Annotated in this window: 21 protein-coding genes; 11 read left to right on the top strand and 10 right to left on the bottom strand. The window is 67.3% G+C overall.

What is annotated here, in order from left to right; genetic code table 11:
* The 3 genes from clpB to L2C96_RS28070 are packed head-to-tail and all read left to right on the top strand — an operon-like array spanning position 1 to position 4,691.
* A complete protein-coding gene (gene clpB / locus L2C96_RS28080; protein WP_098085313.1) occupies positions 1–2,670 on the top strand; it encodes an ATP-dependent chaperone ClpB in 2,670 nt (889 codons plus the stop codon).
* 36 nt (positions 2,671–2,706) lie between these two features.
* On the top strand, positions 2,707–3,660 hold the full coding sequence (locus tag L2C96_RS28075) for a M48 family metalloprotease (protein ID WP_098085316.1): 954 nt from the start codon (positions 2,707–2,709) through the stop codon (positions 3,658–3,660).
* The gene (locus tag L2C96_RS28070) at positions 3,657–4,691 is read left to right on the top strand and encodes a S1C family serine protease (RefSeq protein ID WP_205215107.1); all 1,035 of its coding nucleotides are present in this window, start codon (positions 3,657–3,659) and stop codon (positions 4,689–4,691) included. The genes L2C96_RS28075 and L2C96_RS28070 overlap by 4 nt, the downstream gene beginning before the upstream one ends.
* Before the next feature lie 70 nt (positions 4,692–4,761).
* Here the strand turns inward: L2C96_RS28070 and L2C96_RS28065 are convergent, their stop codons facing one another.
* Positions 4,762–5,361 carry a methyltransferase domain-containing protein gene (locus L2C96_RS28065; RefSeq protein WP_098085319.1) on the bottom strand — a complete coding sequence of 200 codons (600 nt, stop codon included), beginning with the start codon at positions 5,359–5,361 and terminating at the stop codon, positions 4,762–4,764.
* A 398-nt stretch (positions 5,362–5,759) separates the two neighbouring features.
* Between L2C96_RS28065 and L2C96_RS28060 the strand changes: the two genes are divergently transcribed.
* On the top strand, positions 5,760–6,275 hold the full coding sequence (locus L2C96_RS28060) for an NUDIX domain-containing protein (protein ID WP_269467510.1): 516 nt from the start codon (positions 5,760–5,762) through the stop codon (positions 6,273–6,275).
* 20 nt (positions 6,276–6,295) lie between these two features.
* Here the strand turns inward: L2C96_RS28060 and L2C96_RS28055 are convergent, their stop codons facing one another.
* From L2C96_RS28055 to L2C96_RS28015, 9 genes are all read right to left on the bottom strand, one after another.
* Positions 6,296–6,847: an NUDIX hydrolase gene (locus L2C96_RS28055; RefSeq protein ID WP_098085322.1), complete on the bottom strand. Its 552-nt coding sequence runs from the start codon at positions 6,845–6,847 to the stop codon at positions 6,296–6,298.
* Positions 6,844–7,683, bottom strand: a complete 840-nt coding sequence (locus L2C96_RS28050) for a class I SAM-dependent methyltransferase (RefSeq protein WP_098085325.1) — start codon at positions 7,681–7,683, stop codon at positions 6,844–6,846. Before L2C96_RS28050 ends, L2C96_RS28055 begins: the two co-directional genes overlap by 4 nt.
* Before the next feature lie 66 nt (positions 7,684–7,749).
* Complete coding sequence (locus tag L2C96_RS28045) at positions 7,750–8,670, bottom strand: DUF2797 domain-containing protein (RefSeq protein ID WP_098085328.1); 921 nt, start codon at positions 8,668–8,670, stop codon at positions 7,750–7,752.
* Positions 8,671–8,701: 31 nt separating this feature from the next.
* On the bottom strand, positions 8,702–9,412 hold the full coding sequence (locus L2C96_RS28040; RefSeq protein ID WP_199542606.1) for a dTMP kinase: 711 nt from the start codon (positions 9,410–9,412) through the stop codon (positions 8,702–8,704).
* A gap of 4 nt (positions 9,413–9,416) precedes the next feature.
* Positions 9,417–10,484 carry a hypothetical protein gene (locus tag L2C96_RS28035; RefSeq protein WP_199542608.1) on the bottom strand — a complete coding sequence of 356 codons (1,068 nt, stop codon included), beginning with the start codon at positions 10,482–10,484 and terminating at the stop codon, positions 9,417–9,419.
* The gene (locus L2C96_RS28030) at positions 10,484–11,299 is read right to left on the bottom strand and encodes a hypothetical protein (protein WP_110341284.1); all 816 of its coding nucleotides are present in this window, start codon (positions 11,297–11,299) and stop codon (positions 10,484–10,486) included. The genes L2C96_RS28035 and L2C96_RS28030 overlap by 1 nt, the downstream gene beginning before the upstream one ends.
* Positions 11,299–11,925, bottom strand: a complete 627-nt coding sequence (gene folE / locus L2C96_RS28025; protein WP_199542610.1) for a GTP cyclohydrolase I — start codon at positions 11,923–11,925, stop codon at positions 11,299–11,301. Before folE ends, L2C96_RS28030 begins: the two co-directional genes overlap by 1 nt.
* Positions 11,926–12,082: 157 nt before the next feature.
* Positions 12,083–12,787: a 7-carboxy-7-deazaguanine synthase QueE gene (locus tag L2C96_RS28020; protein WP_205215108.1), complete on the bottom strand. Its 705-nt coding sequence runs from the start codon at positions 12,785–12,787 to the stop codon at positions 12,083–12,085.
* Positions 12,784–13,473 (bottom strand): 6-pyruvoyl trahydropterin synthase family protein, encoded by a 690-nt coding sequence (locus tag L2C96_RS28015; protein WP_110341286.1) that lies wholly within the window; start codon positions 13,471–13,473, stop codon positions 12,784–12,786. The genes L2C96_RS28020 and L2C96_RS28015 overlap by 4 nt, the downstream gene beginning before the upstream one ends.
* A gap of 274 nt (positions 13,474–13,747) precedes the next feature.
* Between L2C96_RS28015 and L2C96_RS28010 the strand changes: the two genes are divergently transcribed.
* The 7 genes from L2C96_RS28010 to L2C96_RS27975 all read left to right on the top strand — a co-directional run bounded on the left by L2C96_RS28010 (position 13,748) and on the right by L2C96_RS27975 (position 20,436).
* Positions 13,748–14,281, top strand: coding sequence for a GntR family transcriptional regulator (locus L2C96_RS28010; protein ID WP_110341288.1), 534 nt, complete (start codon positions 13,748–13,750; stop codon positions 14,279–14,281).
* 30 nt (positions 14,282–14,311) lie between these two features.
* Positions 14,312–15,040 (top strand): GntR family transcriptional regulator, encoded by a 729-nt coding sequence (locus tag L2C96_RS28005; protein WP_110341290.1) that lies wholly within the window; start codon positions 14,312–14,314, stop codon positions 15,038–15,040.
* A gap of 466 nt (positions 15,041–15,506) precedes the next feature.
* On the top strand, positions 15,507–16,838 hold the full coding sequence (locus L2C96_RS28000) for a helix-turn-helix domain-containing protein (RefSeq protein ID WP_233520027.1): 1,332 nt from the start codon (positions 15,507–15,509) through the stop codon (positions 16,836–16,838).
* Positions 16,839–16,852: 14 nt separating this feature from the next.
* Positions 16,853–17,212, top strand: coding sequence for a hypothetical protein (locus L2C96_RS27995; RefSeq protein WP_110341576.1), 360 nt, complete (start codon positions 16,853–16,855; stop codon positions 17,210–17,212).
* 80 nt (positions 17,213–17,292) lie between these two features.
* Complete coding sequence (locus tag L2C96_RS27985; protein WP_199542613.1) at positions 17,293–18,609, top strand: NsdA family TPR-like regulatory protein; 1,317 nt, start codon at positions 17,293–17,295, stop codon at positions 18,607–18,609.
* Position 18,610: 1 nt separating this feature from the next.
* Positions 18,611–19,510: a phosphotransferase enzyme family protein gene (locus L2C96_RS27980; protein WP_237338361.1), complete on the top strand. Its 900-nt coding sequence runs from the start codon at positions 18,611–18,613 to the stop codon at positions 19,508–19,510.
* Between the two features lie 107 nt (positions 19,511–19,617).
* Positions 19,618–20,436 carry a phosphotransferase gene (locus L2C96_RS27975; RefSeq protein ID WP_168214097.1) on the top strand — a complete coding sequence of 273 codons (819 nt, stop codon included), beginning with the start codon at positions 19,618–19,620 and terminating at the stop codon, positions 20,434–20,436.
* The last annotated feature ends 31 nt before the right edge of the window (positions 20,437–20,467 follow it).

The raw sequence follows: 20,467 nt of genomic DNA, 5'->3' as shown, positions 1-20,467 counted from the left end.
GTGGACAAGACCGACCCTTTGACCCAGAAATCCCGGCAGGCACTGCACGACGCCCAGACGAAGGCGGTGCGCTTCGGCCACACCGAGGTCGACGGTGAGCACCTGCTGCTGGCGCTGCTGGACGACCCGGACGGACTCGTGCCGCGGCTGCTGGCCCAGGCCCAGGCGGACCCGGACACGCTGCGCACCGCGCTGGAGACCGAACTGGGACGCCGTCCCAAGGTGTCCGGGCCCGGCGCCGCACCGGGGCAGATCTTCCTCACCCAGCGGCTGGTCCGGCTGCTCGACACCGCCGAGCGCGAGGCCAAGCGGCTCAAAGACGAGTACGTCTCCGTCGAACACCTGGTGATCGCGCTGATCGAGGAAGGGACCACCACCGCCGCGGGCCGGCTGCTGCACGAGCACGGCCTGACCCGCGACCGGTTCCTGCAGGCGCTGACCGCGATCCGCGGCAACCAGCGGGTCACCTCCGCGATGCCCGAGGTCGCCTACGAAGCGCTGGACAAGTACGGCCGCGACCTCGTCGCCGACGCCGCCGCAGGCAAGCTCGACCCGGTCATCGGGCGTGATGCTGAGATCCGCCGCGTGGTGCAGATCCTGTCCCGCAAGACCAAGAACAACCCGGTCCTCATCGGCGACCCCGGCGTCGGCAAGACCGCCATCGTCGAGGGCCTCGCGCAACGCATCCACCGCGGCGACGTGCCCGAAGGGTTGCGCGACAAGACCGTCTTCGCCCTCGACATGGGCTCTCTGGTCGCCGGCGCGAAGTACCGCGGCGAGTTCGAGGAGCGGCTCAAGGCCGTGCTCAACGAGGTGAAAGCCGCCGAGGGCCGGATCCTGCTGTTCGTCGACGAACTGCACACCGTCGTCGGTGCCGGCGCCGCGGAAGGGGCGATGGACGCCGGGAACATGCTCAAACCGATGCTGGCCCGCGGCGAGCTGCACATGATCGGCGCCACCACGGTCGACGAGTACCGCAAGCACATCGAGAAAGACGCCGCCCTGGAACGCCGCTTCCAGCCCGTGCTCGTGGACGAACCGGACGAGGCCGACGCGATCTCGATCCTGCGTGGGTTGCGGGAGCGGCTGGAGATCTTCCACGGCGTGAAGATCCAGGACAGCGCCCTGGTCGCCGCCGTGACCTTGAGCCACCGCTACATTTCCGACCGGTTCCTGCCGGACAAGGCCATCGACCTGGTCGACGAGGCTTGCGCGATGCTGCGCACCGAAATCGACTCGATGCCGGCCGAACTCGACGAGCTGACCCGGCGGGTGATGCGCCTGGAGATCGAGGAAGCGGCGCTGGCGAAGGAAACCGACCCGGCCAGCCAGTCCCGGCTCACGGAGTTGCGCAAGGAGTTGGCCGACCTGCGCGCCGAAGCCGACGCCATGCGGGCGCAGTGGGAGGCCGAACGTGCCGCGCTGCGCAAGGTGCAGTCGCTGCGGCAGGAGATCGACCAGGTGCGCCATGACGCCGAGCTGGCCGAACGCGACTACGACCTCAACCGTGCCGCCGAACTGCGTCACGGCAGGCTGCCCGAGCTGGAACGCCGCCTGGACGCCGAGGAACAGCAGCTGACGGCCAAGCAGGGCAGGCAGCGGTTGTTGCGTGAAGTCGTCACCGCGGACGAAATCGCGGCGATCGTGTCGCGCTGGACAGGCATCCCCGTGTCCCGCCTGCAAGAAGGCGAACGCGACAAACTCTTGCGGCTGGACGAAATCCTGCACCAGCGAGTGGTCGGCCAGGACGAGGCCGTGCAACTGGTCGCGGACGCGATCATCCGCGCCCGGTCCGGCATCAAGGACCCGCGCCGCCCGATCGGGTCGTTCGTCTTCCTCGGCCCCACCGGCGTCGGCAAGACCGAACTCGCCAAAACCCTTGCAGCGGCGCTATTCGACACCGCCGACAACATGGTGCGCCTGGACATGAGCGAGTACCAGGAACGCCACACCGTCTCCCGCCTGGTCGGCGCCCCACCCGGCTACGTCGGCTACGAGGAGGGCGGCCAGCTCACCGAAGCGGTGCGCCGCAAGCCGTACTCGGTCGTGTTGTTCGACGAGATCGAGAAGGCCCACACCGACGTGTTCAACACGCTGCTGCAGGTCCTCGACGACGGCCGGCTCACCGACGCCCAGGGCCGCACCGTCGACTTCCGCAACACGGTCATCATCATGACCTCCAACATCGGCTCGGAATATCTGCTGGAGGGCGCGACGGCGGGCGGGGAGATCAAACCGGAGGCGCGGGAGCGGGTGATGGCGGCGTTGCGCGGGCACTTCCGGCCCGAGTTCCTCAACCGGATCGACGACATCGTGCTGTTCAAACCGCTGACCGAGGCCGAGATCGAGCGCATCGTCGAGCTGATGACCGACGAGCTGCGCGGCCGGCTCGCCGAACGCCGGATGACCCTCCATCTGTCCGACCCGGCGCGGCATTTCATCGCCCAGCAAGGGTTCGATCCGGTCTACGGCGCCCGACCGCTGCGCCGGTTCATCGCCCGCGAGGTCGAAACCCGCATCGGCCGCGCCCTGCTCGGCGGCGACGTGCACGACGGCGCCACCATCCACATCGGACTATCCGACGGTGGGCTGACGGTCAGCTTCGACAACCCCAACACCGGCCCGAGCCAGGACCCGGCCGACCGAGTAGCCGCCGGCACCGGGTCATAACCCACAACACCAGACGACAACGGGAGGTGAATCCTCATGGTGCGGCGCTACACCAACGCGCTCAAGACCGCGCTGCTGCTCGGTGTGCTCACCGCGCTCATCCTCACCATCGGCTACGCGCTCGGCGGCAGCACCGGACTCATCGTGGCCACCGTGCTGTCGCTGGTGATGAACGGGGCCGCCTACTTCTACTCCGACACGATCGCGTTGCACGCCATGGCCGCCCGCCCGGTCAACGAAGCGCAGGCACCCGAGCTGCATGCGATGGTGCGCGAGCTGGCCACCAGTGCCGGCCAGCCGATGCCGCGGCTGTATGTCAGCCCCATCGCCCAGCCCAACGCGTTCGCCACCGGCCGCAGTCCCCGCCACGCCGCGGTCTGCGTTACCGACGGCATCCTGCGTCTGCTCACCCCACGCGAGCTGCGCGCGGTCCTGGGCCACGAACTGTCCCACGTGTACAACCGGGACATCCTCACCTCCAGCGTCGCCGCCGCCCTGGCCGGGATCCTCACCAGCCTGGCCAACCTCGCCCTGTTCCTGCCCATCGGCTCGTCCACCGAGGACGACGACGGACCCCACCCGGTGGCCGCGCTGCTGATGCTGATCCTCGCCCCCGTCGCGGCCGGGCTGATCCAGCTCGCCATCAGCCGCAGCCGCGAATACCAAGCCGATGTCGACGGCGCGGATCTCTCCGGCGACCCGCTCGCTCTAGCAAGCGCCCTGCAGAAGATCGACCAGTGGACACGGCGGCTGCCGCTGCCCGCCGACGCTCCACACGCCGCCTACGCCCACCTCATGATCGCTCACCCGCTCAGCGACGACGGGGTGGCGGCGCTGTTCAGCACCCACCCGCCGACCGCCGAGCGCATCCGCCGCCTGCGGCAGCTAGCCAGCCAGGTAGCGGCCGGCCCGTCGGGTCCAGCGCGCCCCGCGCCCCGGTCGAGTTGGGCGGGTGCACTGGCCCCCACGATGAGGAGCCTCGCGCGATGAACAGCACAGTTAGCCCTCGAACGGCGCGGATCTGCGGTGCAGTCGCGGCGGCGGCCATTGCGCTGTCAGCCTGCACGACCGGATCGAGCAATCCCGCCCAGCCGAACGCCACCACCACCACCCCGGCCCCCGCGGGGCCAGGGGCCGGGTACGCCGACGTGGTCGACCGGGTCAGCCCCAGCGTGGTCACCGTCCAGGCAGGCCAGGACCTGGGCAGCGGGGTCGTCCTGCGCCCGGACGTCGTGGTCACCAACCAGCACGTCGTGGGAACCCAGCGAGAGGTCACCATCGCCTACGCCGACGGCGCCCGCTCACCCGGCACCGTCCTGGCCACCGACACCATCACCGACCTCGCCGTCGTGCGCACCGACCGCAAGAACCTGCCCGTGCCGCAGTACCGCAACGACCTGCCCCGGCCCGGTGAACGAGCCCTGGCCATCGGCAGCCCCCTGGGCTTCGAGAACTCGGTCACCGCCGGCATCATCTCCGGGCTGCACCGCGAGATCCCCGGATCCGCCGGCCAAACCCAGTCCCTTGTGGACCTCATTCAAACCGACGCCTCGATCTCCCCCGGCAACTCCGGCGGTGCACTGCTCGACACGCAAGGCCGGGTCGTGGGCATCAACGAGGCATACATCCCACCCGCCGCAGGGGCGGTGTCTCTCGGGTTCGCCATCCCCTCAGCCACCGTCACCGACATCGCCGACCAGCTGCTCACCAAGGGCACCGCGACCCACCCCTACCTCGGGATCTCACTCGGCCGGCTCACCCCCGACATCCAACAAAAACTCGGCGTACACACCGACCACGGCGCACTCGTCCTCGGCATCGACCAAAGCGGTCCCGCCGCCGCCAGCGGCATCCGCACCGGCGACGTCATCACCGAATTCGCCGGCACACCAATCCGCAGCGTCGAGGACCTCCTGGCTGCCCTCCGACACACCCAGCCAGGACAGAAGGTGCCGGCCACCCTCATCCGCGCAGACACATCCCAATCCGTCACCCTGACCATCGGCTCGCGCACCGGCTGAGCACCCTCAGCACCCACGTTAATCGGTCCGAGCGGCGGCTGGGAACGCCACCACCGCCCGACGAAACGGTTCAACACGCTGACTTGACAGGGAAGCGCAGCGGGGCGACCAGCCGTCCTCCGGGCGCGAGCTGTTGCCACCACTGCGCGGGAATGTCCCACGGCGAGACGGTGGCGATCATGCGGTCGTACGGGGCGTGGTCGGGATAGCCGAGCCCACCATCGCCGGTGATCACATGCACGTCGCCGTAGCCGGTGGCGGTCAGGGCCCGCTTGGCTTTCGCGGTGACGTCCGGGTCGATGTCGATCGTGGTCACCAGGTCCGCGCGGCCGGTCAACTGGGCAAGCAGGCAGGCGTTGTAGCCAGTTCCCGCGCCGATTTCCAGGATGCGGTTGCCGGGTTGGACGTGAAGCTGGTCGAGCATCGCCGCGACCAGCCACGGCGCCGACGCGCAGGACAACGACCGGCCATCCTGGAACCGGTGGGTGATCACCGCCTGCCACGGGTCGTAGGCAGTGGCCAGTGGGGCGTCGGGCACGAACTCATGACGTGGTGTGTCCAGCAGGACCCGCGCGACCTCACTGAGCTGCGCGTATCCCGACTTGCGGACCTTGGCGACCATCTCCGCGCGCAGCGACCCCGGCGACACGGTGGTGGTATCGGTGCCCATCGCTTCCCTTCTAGTTCAACGATCAACTATGTGGACGGCCATGGTCAGCATGGCCCGGTTACGACGCATCCAGATATGAGACAGGGCGGACACCCTGGGTTGTTCGGGCAGAAATGCTCTCGACAGAGCGCGCCGCTAAGGCAGCACCTCCCTCTCGGCGCAGCCCGAGGTAGTCAACTGCGAATGGGCCATGTCATCAAGCGCGTTCGGGCAGTGCCGTGGAGGCGCGGTTGAGGCGTCACCAAGCTTGACCTGCATGAATATCGCGACTCGTCGCTGACGATTCCACCATTCGGGGCATCCAACCTCCGGGTCGTTCCTTCACAGGCCAGGACACGGCGGGCCTTGTCCCCCTGCAATGTCCGGGTCGGCTGCGACGTCGGCTTAGGCTGGGTCAGGTGATTGACCAGTTGACCGTGGAAGCGGCGGTCGCGGACGCTCGCCTTGCCGCGATGGAGTTCGATGACGCCCAGACGTGGCTCCACGCCCACCAGTCGCTGCTGAAGCCGCTCGCGGCCGAGGTCTGGGTCACCGACCCGACGTACAGCCACGTCTTGCTGGTACGGCACCGCGTGCGCGGATGGGTGCCGCCTGGCGGCAAGGTCGAGCCAGGCGAGACGCCGCGGGCAGCCGCAGCTCGTGAACTCGTGGAGGAGGCCGGCGTAGCGGGCGAGCTGCTGCCTATGCCGGCCGCGGTGGCTGTCCGCTCCTTCCGCGCCGACTGGGCGCCGACGCTGAGCCTGTCCTACGGCGCCGTCGTCGACCGCGACGTGCCGCTCGGCGGGGAGACTGGGCAGCCATCGAGGTGGGTTGACCTGGACGAGACGTGGGAGAGCGTGTTCCCCGAGGACCGCGAACGTATCCGCGCGTACGTACGCCGATTGGCAGCGGGGAACGTGGTGGGGGCGCGCTGAGACCCGTCGCCGGTGCACGGTCAGAGGACCTTGTCGATCAGACTCAGGATGTCGTCGGGCAGCGTCACCAGTTGGAGCTCGTGCAGGAATCGAACCCACACCGGCTCCAAGCCGGGCTTCGCGGTGAACTGCTCCTCGCTCAGCTGCCCTTCGGCGTAGGCCGCGGTGCGGTGCGCGTGCTGCTGGAGCTGGTCTTGGTGCAGCCATCGGGGTGCGCGCACCTCTTGGGCAGAGGGTCGGATCGGGCCAGAGGTCTGGGCCCGATAGATCCACCACTGATGGCCCACGCGGTCGCTGGTCGGTCGGCGGCAGTGGTTGGGCCGCCATGCGGTCAGCAGCAGGTGAAGTGAGGTGACGGTCAGGCCGACTTCCTCGGCGACCTCAATGCGGGCGGCTTGCTCGGGGCCTCCGTGCTGGTCGACATGACCAGCGACCGGCGCGATCCCCGCAGGGGGCCTCGCGCGTTCGAAGACCAGCAGCCCGTCCGGTGAGGAGATGAGCACGCCGACGGCCGCGTGGTCGCAGTACTTGATCCTGCTGCCGTGGCTACTGGTCGGTGGCGGGGCGGTCAACGTAGTTCCCTGGGTCGCTGTGCGACAACCACGAGCCAGCTCGTCACGGTAGGCGTGTCGGGCGTGGTCAGCGAGTACGCCTTGTCGAGGATGTCCATCCGCTGAGCGTGGGTGAAGTCCCCGTCGGGTCGAGCGAAGACCGGAATCGACAACCACGCCTTCTTCTCGGCCATCGTGCTGCGCTGGGCGACGACCTCGGTGTCGAGCACGGTCAGTCCGGCGACCGACAGGTGGTCGGCAATCGTGTCCAGTGGCAGCTTCGGAGCTGGCTCGGCGGCTGGAGGCGGGGCGTAGCCGTGGTCACGGGCCGCGACCTGACGGATCAAGGTGTTCAGCGAGGGGCCGGTGCGCACATTGGTCTCGTCGGGGTGGCGGACGCCGGCAAAGCCGCCGCCGACGTTGAACACGAACCGGCCGCCGGGTCGTAGGACCTGGTGGACGGCGGCGAACACCTGTGGCACGTCGGTCTTCCAGATCGCGGAGTTGCACACCACCGCGTCTGCCGCGCCGGGAACGTGGCCGACCAGATCTTCGGCTGGTGCGGTGACCCAGCTCAGGCGTGGGTCGGCCAGGGTGCGTCGGCCAACGCGCTGCATGGCAGCGGCGTTGTCCAGGGAGACGACCTGGGCGTCGATCGGCACGAGTTCGAGGATTGCCTCCGCGGTCGCGCCGGCTCCGCCGCAGAGGTCGACCACCAGCCGGCTGTCGGTGAGATCGGCGCGGCGAGCAAGGTCCCGGCTGGTGGCCGAATACATGGGGAAGGCACGGGTGAAGGCGGCGTACGCCTCGGCAGTGGTGTCCTCGTCCCAGCCGAGAAGGGCGTCCAGTGGTGCCATCGCGGGTACCTCGCTTCAGGGCGCAGGCCAGGCTCGTTGCGGACGGACGCGACGAGCCGGGGTCGGTTAGAAGAGGGAGTTCTGGAAGGCGGCGGCGGGCGAGGTGAACGGGCCGAGCGTGATGCGGCGACCCTTGAGGGTGCCGAGGTCGAGCACGTAGTCCACTTCGTCGTCACCGTCCAGGGCGGCCAGCACCTGGGTGCCGACGCACGAGACGACGGTGAAGCCGTGCTCACCGTCGCGCAGATCGTGTGGGTACAGCATCCGTACGCCGTCGGCGACGCGCATTCGGTCGCCTTCGGCAGGAGGAGTCCACGTCTCCAGCATTGCCGGAGTGTTCATCGCTGCGAGCGCGTCCGCGGCGCGGGAGACGTGACGGTCGTGGGTCGCGCTCGCGGTGGACAGGTCGGTCAGATTGGCCAGCGCCTTGAGCTTGGTCGAGGCCCGGATGGTCTGGGGCACCTGCAGGCCGCGGGTGATGGCGTCTTCGAGGTGGCGTACGGCGCGGCCGTCGGCGCTCTTGGTCAGATAGGTCGCGATCAGGGCGCCTTGTTCGTCGAGGCGGGATTGCCTGCGTGGTTCGGCTGCAGTGCCGACCTTGGTGGCGCCGTCGGCGAAGGTGGCGAGGTAGAGCCAGTGCGGCTGGTCCATGTACTGGCGCAGGGCCGCGGGGACGTTGCCGTCCTGGTGGAACTGGTGGGCGAAGCGGAACTCGTCCTGGCGCAAGCACCGAGCGCACTGGTCGCCCTGCTCGGTCGGCGCGCGGTCGGGACACGCGAGGGCCTCGACGCGCACCGTGTCGGCGAACTGGTACCGGCCGGTGCACCACCGGCCGGTACCGACCGCAAAACCGAGTCGCTGGTTCATGATCTCGGCGTAGACCAGCGGCCCGTCGGGCAGCGGGGCCAGCAGCAGCCGGGGATTTCCTGTCGCCCAGGTGATGCCGTGGCACACGTACTCGCCGCCGGTTGGTCGGGTCGCTGGCATGGTGCGTTCCTCGTGATGACTGTTGGCGGGGTCAGATGGCGAGCTGGAGGCGGTCGGCGAGCGCTTCGGCAGCGGTCTTGAAGACCGCGTCGCGGTCCATGTCGGTCACGTCCATCGACAGCCATCCGCCGCGCTGCTCGTGCTCGCGCAGCTTCGCGAGAACGGTGTCCTGGTAGCGGATGAAGTCCTCGTCCGCGCCGCCGGAGTGGCCGGTTTCCAGGGAGCTGAATTCGCCCTTGCGGGCGAGCGCGTCGCGGGCGCTGATGCGCAGGAAGAACACCAGGTCGGGTTCGGTGAGGTGGGCGAAGACCTGCTCGGCCAGGCTGGTGGAGACGTCGGGATTCACCGCGTAGCGAGCGAGGATCTTGTGGTGGGCGTTGTCGAGGATCACGTGGGTTCCGGCGGCGAGGGCGGGCTGGATGACGAGTTTGTCCTGGAGGGTGTACCAGGCGGCCAGCGCCAGCAGCCAGTAGTGATCGCCGCACGCCTGGGCGACGCGCGCGTCGCGGCGATAGACCAATGCGTTGAGCCTGTCGACGTAGGCGGACAACTCGGCGTCCATCGGGACTTCGGTGCTGTGCTTGCCGATCAGGATCGTTTCGTGGCCGGCCTCGTTGAGCGCTTGGTGCAGGCGGGTGGCGAGGGTGGACTTGCCCGCGCCGTCGATGCCGACGACCGTGATCTCGCGCCCGCGCGCAGGGTTGAAAAGTGGTGCTGCGTTCGTCATGTTGGTGCGCTCCAAGGGATCAGATCGGCCGGGCGGCCAGTCGGTTGGCGACGATGTCTTGAATCTGTCTAATTAGGACGGTGCGCCGCCGGACAACGTCGCTGTGACGCTCGTTGGACAAGTCCGCGGGGTAGTGGCGAGCAAGGTTGTTGGAAATGACATGCAGGTAGCCGAAATCGATCCCGGCGTCGCGTGCTGCAACTCCCATAGGGCCGATCTCGGGATCGACGAATGCGTGCTCGGCGTGCTCGGTCAGCCAGTCCCTGTTCTCCAGCAGGATCGAGGGTGACGTGACGTGGATGCCGGTGTGCACGCCTGGTTGGGCGGTGGCGAAGTCGCCGAAGAAGTCAGGCCACGCCACGAGGCTGCCGCCGACGAGGCTTGTGTTTCCGGTAGCCAGCCGCGTGTTGGGCTCGATGTCGGGGTTCAGCGCACCGACTTTGCCGACGTAGACGACGTCGCGGGCACCGAGCTCGGCCAGGCGCGTGACCACGCGTCCGGCGACGTCGCCCCAGATGCTGTGGAGGAACCCGAGGTAGACCACTCGTCGGCCGTGGATCTGAGCGCGTTGCCAGGCGTAGCCGTGCCCGTAGGTCCACGCTCCGTCGGCAGGAGCGAGGTGCGCCAGGCCCCAGCCGACGATCACGAGGTCGCCATCGAGTTCGAGGCCGAGCTTCGCCACCGCCTCGCGGGACAACATCGGGTCGGGCAACTCGTAGGTGACCGTGTCGGCCGGTTTTCCTGTCATGGACAGGTACGTGGCGATGATCAGGGCGTAGTGGTGGACGTAGTCGGCACCGGGGAACGCCTTGACGATGAGGTCACGGCCGTGGACCTCGGCGGTGGGGCGCTCGAAGTTGAACAGCTTGCCGGTCTTCTCGTGCGTGGAGATCACGGCTTCGCGGTCGTAGCCGCCGACGACGTGGATGCTGTCCCAGTCGTGGTCCTGGATGAGGTGGTGGACCTTGATCTGTAGGTAGCGCAGAAGGCGGTCCGGGGCCATCGTGTGCCCGTCCACCGCGATGGGGGACGTCTGCAACGCCGAGCTGGCTCCCGCGGTCGGGATTGTGTTGGCGAGGAGGCTCATCAGGCCGCCTCCGGGATCCGCACGCTACTACCCGCCGCTTCGCGGACGACGGCGATGTTCCGCCGGATCAAGTCGAACCGCTCTTCGGGGATCCGACCCAGATTCTCGATTCGAGGGGTCGGGGGTTTCTCGTAGGGACCGTCGGGCAGCATCTCGATGCCCATCGCGCCGAGGATGACCGGGGCGGCGCCGTCGACCGAGGCGATCCATTCGTGCTCGCGCTGTTCGACGAGTTCCAGGTGCCCGGTGCGGCCGAGGCCGAGCAGCCGATAGACGATCCGGTCCTCGACCATGCCGTGGTCTTCCAGGTACCGGGTGGCCGCCCAGCGGGTGCGGCAGAGCTGGTCTTCGGGCGCGGGACGTCGTGATGCGGGCAGCGCGATCGCTCCGACGTATTCGTTGGAAGCGAAGTAGTCGTAGCAGCGCAGCCACTCTTGATCGTCTGCCGCGTGCAGCACGACGCACAGGCGGAACTCGTCGCTGAGGTCGAGGATCTCGCGAGCGGCTTCGTCGCTGGCCTTGATGGTGGCGAGCCCGTCGCGCATGACGTCCGGGAGGATGATCTCGCGGGCGTCCACGATGTGGGCCGCCGCGATCAGGTCGGCGGCCGGCAGGGCGTGGCCGAGATCGAAGACCCCGTTGTCGACAATGATCTCCGCACCCCGCTGCGCCTCGCGGTGGAAGAACGCGCGGTAGGCAGCGTCGGTCAGAACACGCTGGGCCGCCACGTGGTGGACGCTGGCGGGCTCCTGCGCGACGAAGACGTTCAGGTAGTCGGGCGGGGCGATCGCGGAGAAGGCGATGCTCTTGGCCATCAGGCGACCCTCCACCTGTCCGTGGCGAGGGCGAGGAACTGTTGGGAGAGCACAGGATCACTCTCGAATCGGCCGCGGGCCTGCAGTGTGGTGGTACGAGCTGCCTCCATCCGCACGCCCCGCGCGCTCATGCACAGATGCGTGCCACGAACCGCGACGGCCACGTCGGTACTGCCGATCACGACGGCGATCTCGTCGGCTACCTGCCGGGTGAAGCGCTCCTGCACCTGAAGGCGGCCCGCGTATTGCTGTGCGATTCGACCGAACTTCGACAGGCCCATTACTTCGCCGTCCGGTACGTAACCGATGGCGACGTCCAGGTTCATGGGTAGCAGGTGGTGCTCACACAGCGACCAGACGCTCATGCCGCCGATCACCACCAACTGGCCGCTCAGATGTTGCTCGGGGAAGCAGGTCGGGGCGGCCGACGGCTCCGGGGAGAAGAACCCGCGCCACCACGCGGCGACCCTGGCCGGCGTGTCCGACAGACCCTCCCGTCCAGGGTCCTCGCCGATCGCGGCGAGGAGCTGGCCGACAAGATCGGCAACGCGCTCAGTGTCGACCGGGCCCGGCGACACCAGGTCCTGGCTTTCGCTGGGAGCAAGCCTGTCGAGGGTGTTGGTCACGGACTTCGCCTCGCTTCCGGGAGTGGTGAATGGGTCAAGGACGTCAGCGGCGGCGGCTCCTGATAGCGCCACGGCCCGCAGGTGCGGGGACGACATGCCGGGCGCAGCGACAGTGACCGCGAGCACCGCGATCCAGTGCTCGGTCTGGGAGTCGGTGTCACCGCGCTCCGGTCAGGATGTGCAGGCGGGTGGAGACGTTCCATCCGCGTTCAGTGGCCCGGCCGTAGAGCGCGTCCATGCCGGCCAGAACCTTCTCCTGGGTGGTGCCTTCCGGCATCACCCACACCGGAGCCAGGTGGTGTTCCTCGACGAGCTGGGCGATCTCGTCGAGGTCGCGGTCGGGCTCGGTGACAACGAACTTGAACACTGCGCGGTCTGTCGCGACCAACGCCGAGAGGGCTTCGGGCTTGATGCGGGTGGAGTAGGTCATGCCAGAGTTCGCGAGTTTCGGACTCACCACCCAGAGATCGACCAAGGAGGTGAGTTCCGGTGTGGGTGCGACCGTGCCGTTGGTTTCGACCTGCACCCGGATGTCGGCCAGGCCGCGGGCGAGGGCGGTCATGGCGGGCTGCTGCAACATCGGCTCCCCGCCGGTGATCACCATCATGTCCACGCCGCGCTCGCGCACCCACGACACCAGCTCGGCGACGGGGACTCGGTCGCTGACCTCGACCGGGTTGTACCTGCTCCAGTCCCAGCTCTCCGGGGTGTCGCAGTAGCCGCACCGGAGGTTACAGCGGGAGAATCTGACGAACACGCAGCGCTGCCCTGTCCAGGGGCCTTCGCCCTGGAACGACTCGAACTTCTCCGTGAGAATTGCAGAACCCTCTACCCGTTCGGGAGCCAAGGTCAGCGTGTTCACGAGGCATCGCCTCGTTCCCACAGGCCAGTGGTGGTCCCCGAGTCGACCCGTACGGATACGAGTCGACCGCGGATCTCCGGCTCGACGTTGTCGACGAACCAGCCAGCCAGGTGGGCGACCAGCGCAGGGCCGGCGGCACGTAGCCCCGCGTCGGCGGCAGGGGCCTGGAGGTAAGCCCCGAACGGCTTCAGGTCGCCGAAATCGGTGATGAACCCAACCTCGTCCAGCCCGTCCGCCCCCAGCACCAGCGTGACGTCACCGTGGCCGGTCTTGAAGGTCTTCGAGATCGTGACCTCGCCGGTGACACCGTCACAGCGTGCCGACGTGGTCGCGGTCTCCGAAACAACCATCGCGACGAGCGTGATCGGCACCGCGGACTCAACGTTGTCCCGGAACCACTCGGCAAGGTGAGAAGCGAGAAGCTCGCTCGTCGGGTGGAAGGTGACCTGCTCGTTGAGCAATCGGTGGTCAAACGTCGCGGCCAGATAGTCCCCAAGAGGCGTCAGGTCACCGGGGCCGTCATTGTGCACGAGCGCCGATGCGGTCACCGTGTAGTTGTGGCCGTGGTTGCGGCTGCACTTGTGACTGGCCGGCAACAGTCTCAGCTCATGGCTGGCGCTGAAACCGAACGACTGCGAGATGGTGATCTGGCCGTCCGCCACACACTTCTCCTCAGCGGCCTTCATGTAGCCCTCCTTCGTCGGTCATGCCGAACAGCACTCGGACCGATGTGCGCTGGCGGCGGAACTGCTCGTACCGGCACGAACGACGCAGCGACGGAAAGTCCGGGGGCCGAACCGAGCCGTGACGATCTGTAGTACCTTCGCTACCGGTGAACCTTACTGCGATATCAGAAAGGTAATAAGGTTGAGGTCTCGCTGTCGAGGGCAGCCTTGCTGCCTTACGACTAAGGTCAACGGTGGGAGCACCCCCCACCAGGAGACGCAAGGAGGGCGAGCGATGACCGATGCCGGCCCGTGGACGAGCGTGTCGATGCCGTACGTGAGCGGCCACCGCGGCGACGCCTGGAGCGCCGAGGCGGCAGAGCACGGAGGTACGGGAACCCAGAAGCTGCTGGGTGTGGAGGAGGTGTCCGCCTCCGCGATGGTGGCGGACATGCTCGGCCTGGCTGCAGGCGAGCCGGTGGTCGTGCGGCGCCGCCTCATGCTGTTCAACGACCACCCAGTCGAGCTCGTCGACTCGTACTACCCGGTGAACATCGCTCGGGGCACCCGGCTGGCCGAGCCCCGCAAGATCCCTGGCGGAGCCGTCGCTCTCCTGGCTGACCTCGGACATCGGCCACGCCGCGTACGTGAAGACGTCAGCGCGCGGCTTGCCACGCCGCACGAACGGACCACGCTGGAACTGAACGACCCGTCCTGCGTGCTGCTGCTCGCCCGTGTGCTCCTCACCGGAGACGAACGGCCTGTCGAAGCCAGCCTGATGACGATGGTGGCCGACGGACGACGGCTGCGATACGAGCTGACGCCATGATCGCTCTAACGACGTCTCCAGGAGCCGACTTTGCCTCGCGCCCGTGACAGCCGGCCCCGGCACCAGCAAATCGCAGCGGAACTGCGCGATCTCATCATGCGTGGCGAGCTGAGCCCTGGTACGCAACTGCCGTCCACCGCGCAACTCGTGGAGCGGTACGGCGCAGCGAACGCCACCATCCAGCACGCGCTGAAGGCCCTGAAGGACGAAGGCTTCCTCGACAGCCGTGTCGGCAAAGGCGTCTACGTCCGCGACCGGCAGCCGTTCGTCATCGACGCCTCCGCCTACATCACGCCCGAACCAGGCCGGTTCCGCTACCAGTTGCTCAAGGTCGACAACGTCGTTCCACCGGCGGACATCGTCGCCGGATTGCAGCTGACGCCGGGCGCTACCGCGATCCTCCGCACCAGAATCCTCCTCCACGACGACCAGCCCGTGGAGTTGTCCGCGTCCTACTACCCCTCCGAGATCGCCGACAACAGCAGCCTGGCCAAGGCCGCGAAGATCCGCGGCGGCGCGCCCCAAGCCCTCGCCGACCTCGGGTTTCCTCAGCGGACCTTCGTCGACCGGATTTCGGCACGATCCCCGACGGTGGAGGAAGCCGAGACACTGGACCTTCCAGATGGGACGCCGGTGATCCGGCAGTTGCGTGTCATCTACAGCGACAACGAGCGCCCCGTCGAAGCCTCGGTCCTCATCAAGGGCGCACACCTGTATGAGCTGTTGTACCGCCAGACCGTAGAGACCGAGTTGGGCTAGAGCCACGATGCCAAGGGTTTCGATTTCAGACACGACAACTGCATTGGTGACGATCTCCTCATCGGTCACGCCCTCGAATTACGACTTGGTCCGAGACCTCAATGCGGTGCGTCGAGCGTCCCCGCCAGCACGTCCGCGGGAACGGGAACTCCCCATAGACGTGGAGGGTGGTCTCGTCGCCCGGCATCCCCAGCGGTGCGTTCTGGTGAACGTGCTTCTAGGTACTCGGGCTGCCGCCGAAGACGGAAACTCGCCCAGACCGCAGCGACCCCAGTCAAGTGGGGATGATCAACGACGGCCAGAGCGGAGACGCGGCGCCAATGAGGCGGCAATGAGGCGGCACCCGACTTGACCTGCGCAAACGCCATTTTTACGGCAGTAGTCCGAACGGGTGCTGCTCGCCGAGCGGGTGATCAGGCTTGACCGGTAGCTGGTTATCGTGGCATTGGACCGACGGAGCGAGGTGATGTTCATGGGCGACCGGCGAGAGGCGTTCGCCGCGCGGCGTGAGCTGATGGGCTACACCCAGGAGAGCCTCGCAGCAGCCGTCGGTGTGGAGTTCTCCACCGTCGGCCGGTGGGAACGCGGTGATCTGACGCCGCAGCCGTACCGGCGGCCCCGCATCGCGAAGGCACTCGGTCTCACCCTCGAAGAGCTGGGCACGTTGCTCGCACCGACACCGTCCGGGCCGAACGGCACCTCGGCCGTCGCCCTAGCCCAGATCGCGGGAGCGGATGTCCTCCCTGTTCAGCCAGACCTCGCGGAGACAGACGACATGAACCGTCGCGACCTGCTACGCCTGTTCAGCATGACCGGCGCCTTGCTGGCGTTGCCAGCGGCCGAGTCGGCTGTCTGCGACGCGGAAAGGCTCGCTGCGGCGGCTCGAACTGGTGCCGTGGACTCGACGGCAGTCGCTGAGTTTGAGCAGCTCAACAGCCATCTGTGGCGTGTATATGCCTTCGCATCGACCAAGAGCCAGGTACTTCCCCTGGTCCGCGCCCAGCTCGACGTACTGTCCGAAGGCTTGCGTCGACCACAGTCACCGGCTACCCGGCAGCGACTCTGCGAGTTGTCCGCCGATCTCTTCCAGTTGGCGGGCGAGATCTTCTTCGACGGTGATCGCTACACCGACGCCGCCCACTGCTACACCCTCGCCGCGACAGCGAGCAAAGAAGCCAATACCCCTGACCTCTGGGCCTGCGCGCTGACCAGACACGCCTTCATCGCCGTCTACGAACGCCGGTTCAACGAAGCCGCCCCGATCCTGGAACTGGCTGCAGACCTGGCCCGCCGCGGCAACCCCGGTCTCTCGACTCGGCATTGGATCGCCGTCGTACAGGCCGAGACTTTTGCCGGACTCGGAGACCTCGATGCCTGTCAGCGTGCACTCGACACCGCCGCCGAGGTCCAGCACCTGCAGGAGCCGGTGCACAACGGCGGCTGGCTCCGGTTCGACGGCTCCCGTCTCGCCGAGGAACGCGGCACCTGTTACGTCACCCTTGGTCGCCCTGATCTCGCCGAGGCCGCTTTGACCGACGCACTGGCCGGCAACCTGACCGCTCGGCGAAAAGCAGGCGTCCTCACTGATCTGGCGATGATCGGCGTGCACCGGCGCGATCCCGACCAGATCGTCAACTACGCCTCCGCCGTCCTGGCCACCGCTCGCCAGACGGGCTCTGGAGTCGTCGTGCGCAAGCTGCGTGGCCTACAGCCGCACTTGGCACCCTTGCTCACCAACCAGCAGATCCAACAACTCGATGCTGAGATCAACAGCCTTATCGGCAGCCATGCCGCTTGATGGAGGACAACAGGATGCAGGATGACCGAGGCCGCGTGTTCCGCGAGGCGTGGATCGCTGGAGTCACCAAGCACTACCCCGGCGAGCCCAAGCCCGGATACATCACGCCGTGGGACCAGACCCCGGACTGGGAGCGCGACGCCGCGACCGCTGTATACGACCAGGTCTTCGCCTTCATCAAGGCTACCGATGGCGCCACCGCCAAGCTCACCCGAGACCAGAAAGGCCGTTTCGTCGCGCTGTGCTGGATTGGCCAGATCTTCAAGCACTTCCCCGAGCCGAAGGCGTCCTACGTCGCGGACTGGGACGACTTGCCGGACTGGCAGAGGGCGACGGACATCGACATCTTCGAGCGCATCGAACAGGACGTGTAACCCCTATGCCGGGGCAAGGCAAGCATCGTCTTTAAGCCCAGGCGTAGCGGACGTGTGAGCGGGTGGAGTGAGGTAAACGCGTGGGAAACAGGCGTGAAGCGTTCGCAGCTCGACGCGAGGCGATGGGCTTCACCCAGGAGAGCCTCGCTGCTGCCGTCGGTGTGGAGTTCTCGACCGTTGGCCGGTGGGAGCGCGGTGCCCTGACTCCTCAGCCATGGCGCAGGCCCCGCATCGCGACAGCGCTTGATGTTTCCCTCGATGAATTGGACGCCCTGCTCGGACCGGTCTCGGCTGACGCCCCGACAAGTCCGTCACAGTTGAGCACCGGACAAGAAGTCCCAGGGCAATCCCACGGAACCTCCCTGGCGCTGCCAGGCTCCGCTTCCACTGGCGTGGCCGGATACGACCCGACTGCACATGTTGACGTGGGAGCCAGCCCAGCCGAGTTCCTCAAGCCGTTGACCTTGGACGTGCAGCCTCCTCGGCGTGTCGGGTGGGCCGAGGTCGAGCAGGTAAGGCTGATGACGCGCACGCTGGCCGCCAGCGAGAACCTCTACGGCGGCGGCATGGCCGGTGAGGCAGGACTCGCCCACCTGCGGTGGGCCAGCCGCCTGCTGAGCTCTCAGGCCGGCACCAGCGTCGAAGCAGGGATGTTCGAGGCCGTCGGGAACCTGGCGGGGGTTGTGGCCTTCTCAGCGTTCGACGTCGGAAACCAGGACGCCGCAGCACGATGCTTCCGTTTCGGCCTATGGTGCGCAGAACAGGGCGGGTCGTGGGAACTACGCGCCGCGACGCTCGCCGACATGGCGCGCCAAGCCATCTATTTGGGCAACTTGGACGACGCCCTGTCGTTGATCGAGTTCGCCCAAGTCCGGGCTGACCGGCTGACCGCCACCGCGAGGGCGATGATCGGCGTCGTCCGCGCTCGATTGCTGGCGATGCTGGGCCGCCACGACGAAGCGCGAGCTGAGGTCGACCGCGCCGACGAGCATTTCGTCGGGCGTCAAGCGGAGACGGACCCGCCCTGGCTGATCTACTACGACGAGGCTGAACATGCGGGCAGCAGCGCGCGAGCACTCACTCCACTCGCTATGACCGACAAGCGGCCGGGTGACGCCGCCGGACGCCTCGAAACGGCGATCCGCTTGCACAGCGACGCTTACCCTCGCTCACGGGCATTCTCCAGGACGCGGTTGGCGACTTTGAACATGACGATCGGCGACCCGTGGGAGGCCGTCGACATTGGACGGCAAGCCATCGCCGATGCGCCGATGTTGCACTCGCGGCGGATGAGCGAGGAACTGTCCAAACTGGTACGAGCGTGTGAACCTCACCTGTCAATACCAGAAGTGGCCGAGCTCTCGGACTTCGCGACATCGGCCATGACCAATGTCTGATGTGGACACGAACTTGGTCCTGTCGCGAGATCCACGTGACGTGCTAACGGCAGCGGGCAGGAAGGCCGGCGTATCAACCGCGGAAGCGATGTTGATCCGCGACGGTACGAACGTCATCTACCAGGTGGCCGGTAGGGTCGTCGCTCGTGTGGGCCCTCCGGGCTCGCAGCTCGTGGCCGCCCGTCAAATCCAGGCGTCGCGTTGGCTGGCTGATGCCGGGATCCCCGTCGTGCGTGCCGTCGACGACATCGACCAGCCCACGGTTGTTGGGAATCGGCCCGTCACATGGTGGGTACAGCTTCCTGACCACCGCCACGCCACGCCGGCCGAACTCGGCGCGGTACTGGGGCGCCTTCACGCCCTAGAGGTGCCGGAATCGCCTTCGTTCCCCGTTGTTGACCCCTTCGAAGGGCTACGCGAGTCAATCGACGGCGGAACCATCCTGCCCGAGGATGACCGGGCCTGGCTTCGAGATCTCGCAGGGCAGCTGCACAGTGAGTACTTGGTGCTGGTTCCGGAACTGCCTCGGCGCGTCATCCATGGCGATGCCTGGCAGGGCAACGTTGTTGTCCCCAGGGCAGGCGGCGCCCCCGTGCTGCTGGATCTCGACCATGTCGGGATCGGGCCTCCTGAGTGGGACCTGGTCTCCTTGGCGGTCGATTACACCGACTTCGCCCGGATCACGGAGGTGGACTACCAGGCTTTTGTGGACGCTTACGGCGATTACGACATGACCGCCTGGCCCGGCTACCGCACCCTGGCGACGATCAGAGAACTCCGGTGGACTGCCTTCGTCCTCGGCAAAGCCACAACCAGCCCAGAAGCCGCGGAACAGGTACGCCATCGGGTGGCGTGCCTGAGAGGCGAGATCGAACGGCCGTGGTCGTGGTCCGCCTTCTGAGACCGGAGTACACGTTGACATCACTCTCGGCCGCCAGCCGCGTCGTGCCTCACAAACTCTTGGCCGACCTCCGAGCGGCGCGCGGTCGACAGCTGCCACTCGAAGCCGTGCTCCACGAGTGGCGGCTGTGCCCCTTGAGCGGCGGTCGCAACAGCGATGTCTTCCAATGGGGCGAAGTCTGCCTGAAGCTCTACCGCAAGACCGACAAGAACCGCGTGGCTCGGGAATGGCACGGATTGAACCATGTTGCTGGACTTGGTCTCGCTCCGCAGCCACTATGGCGGGACGATCATCCAGACCAACCCGCACTCGGCATGAGCTTCGTTCCCGGCCGACCGATACCCGAGCTGACGAATCCCGAGCTGGTGCTGCCGTGGATTGCCGCCGCCACCGGAGCCATGCAAGCACTGCCGATGGCTGAGCCGTTGGCCTCCTGGCCACGAGTCGATTCGATCACCCACTACATCGCGCGGTTGACCGACATCTGGCCACAGCAGTTGGCCGCCGCCGACGACGCACATACAGGGAAAATGCGGACCTTGCTCGACCGCTGGGAGGCTAGCGGGGATGTCGGCCTTTTGCGTCGCCCCACGCCAGCCGTGTTCTCGCGCGGCGACGCCAACTTGCTGAACTGGCTGTCTGAGAACGAAGGGCTCCACGTCGTCGACTTCGAGTTCAGCGGCTGGAGCGATCGGGCGGTGGACGCTGCAGACCACATCGAGCACATCAGCGCTCGGCAAGTTCCCGACAGCACCTGGCGGACCCTAGAGGACGACTTCGGCGTGAACCGGCAGAACCGGTCAAGGTTCGCTGCCGCCCGACGCACAATCGCCCTGCGATGGCTGGCCGTCCTCTGGCGACGACGCGACGAACGTGAGCCCGAGTTCCTCGCCCAACTCGATCGTGTGTGCGCGCTGTTCTCGTAGTTTCTAAGCGAGGGCGTCCTTACGTGCAGAC

It is taken from the genome of Amycolatopsis tucumanensis (genome assembly GCF_021654135.1).
Taxonomy (GTDB): Bacteria; Actinomycetota; Actinomycetes; order Mycobacteriales; family Pseudonocardiaceae; genus Amycolatopsis_E; species Amycolatopsis_E tucumanensis.
The sequence above is the reverse complement of the archived record's forward strand: the minus strand, read 5'-3'. Positions and strand labels throughout refer to the sequence as shown.

What these genes read in the sequence shown, in the direction of transcription:
- L2C96_RS28075 (WP_098085316.1), top strand. Translation starts at nt 2,707, where the DNA reads ATGGTGCGGCGCTACACCAACGCGCTCAAGACCGCGCTGCTGCTCGGT.
- L2C96_RS28070 (WP_205215107.1), top strand. Translation starts at nt 3,657, where the DNA reads ATGAACAGCACAGTTAGCCCTCGAACGGCGCGGATCTGCGGTGCAGTC.
- L2C96_RS28065 (WP_098085319.1), bottom strand. Translation starts at nt 5,361, where the DNA reads ATGGGCACCGATACCACCACCGTGTCGCCGGGGTCGCTGCGCGCGGAG.
- L2C96_RS28050 (WP_098085325.1), bottom strand. Translation starts at nt 7,683, where the DNA reads ATGGCACCACTGGACGCCCTTCTCGGCTGGGACGAGGACACCACTGCC.
- L2C96_RS28045 (WP_098085328.1), bottom strand. Translation starts at nt 8,670, where the DNA reads ATGCCAGCGACCCGACCAACCGGCGGCGAGTACGTGTGCCACGGCATC.
- L2C96_RS28035 (WP_199542608.1), bottom strand. Translation starts at nt 10,484, where the DNA reads ATGAGCCTCCTCGCCAACACAATCCCGACCGCGGGAGCCAGCTCGGCG.
- L2C96_RS28030 (WP_110341284.1), bottom strand. Translation starts at nt 11,299, where the DNA reads ATGGCCAAGAGCATCGCCTTCTCCGCGATCGCCCCGCCCGACTACCTG.
- L2C96_RS28015 (WP_110341286.1), bottom strand. Translation starts at nt 13,473, where the DNA reads ATGAAGGCCGCTGAGGAGAAGTGTGTGGCGGACGGCCAGATCACCATC.
- L2C96_RS28010 (WP_110341288.1), top strand. Translation starts at nt 13,748, where the DNA reads ATGACCGATGCCGGCCCGTGGACGAGCGTGTCGATGCCGTACGTGAGC.
- L2C96_RS28000 (WP_233520027.1), top strand. Translation starts at nt 15,507, where the DNA reads ATGTTCATGGGCGACCGGCGAGAGGCGTTCGCCGCGCGGCGTGAGCTG.
- L2C96_RS27995 (WP_110341576.1), top strand. Translation starts at nt 16,853, where the DNA reads ATGCAGGATGACCGAGGCCGCGTGTTCCGCGAGGCGTGGATCGCTGGA.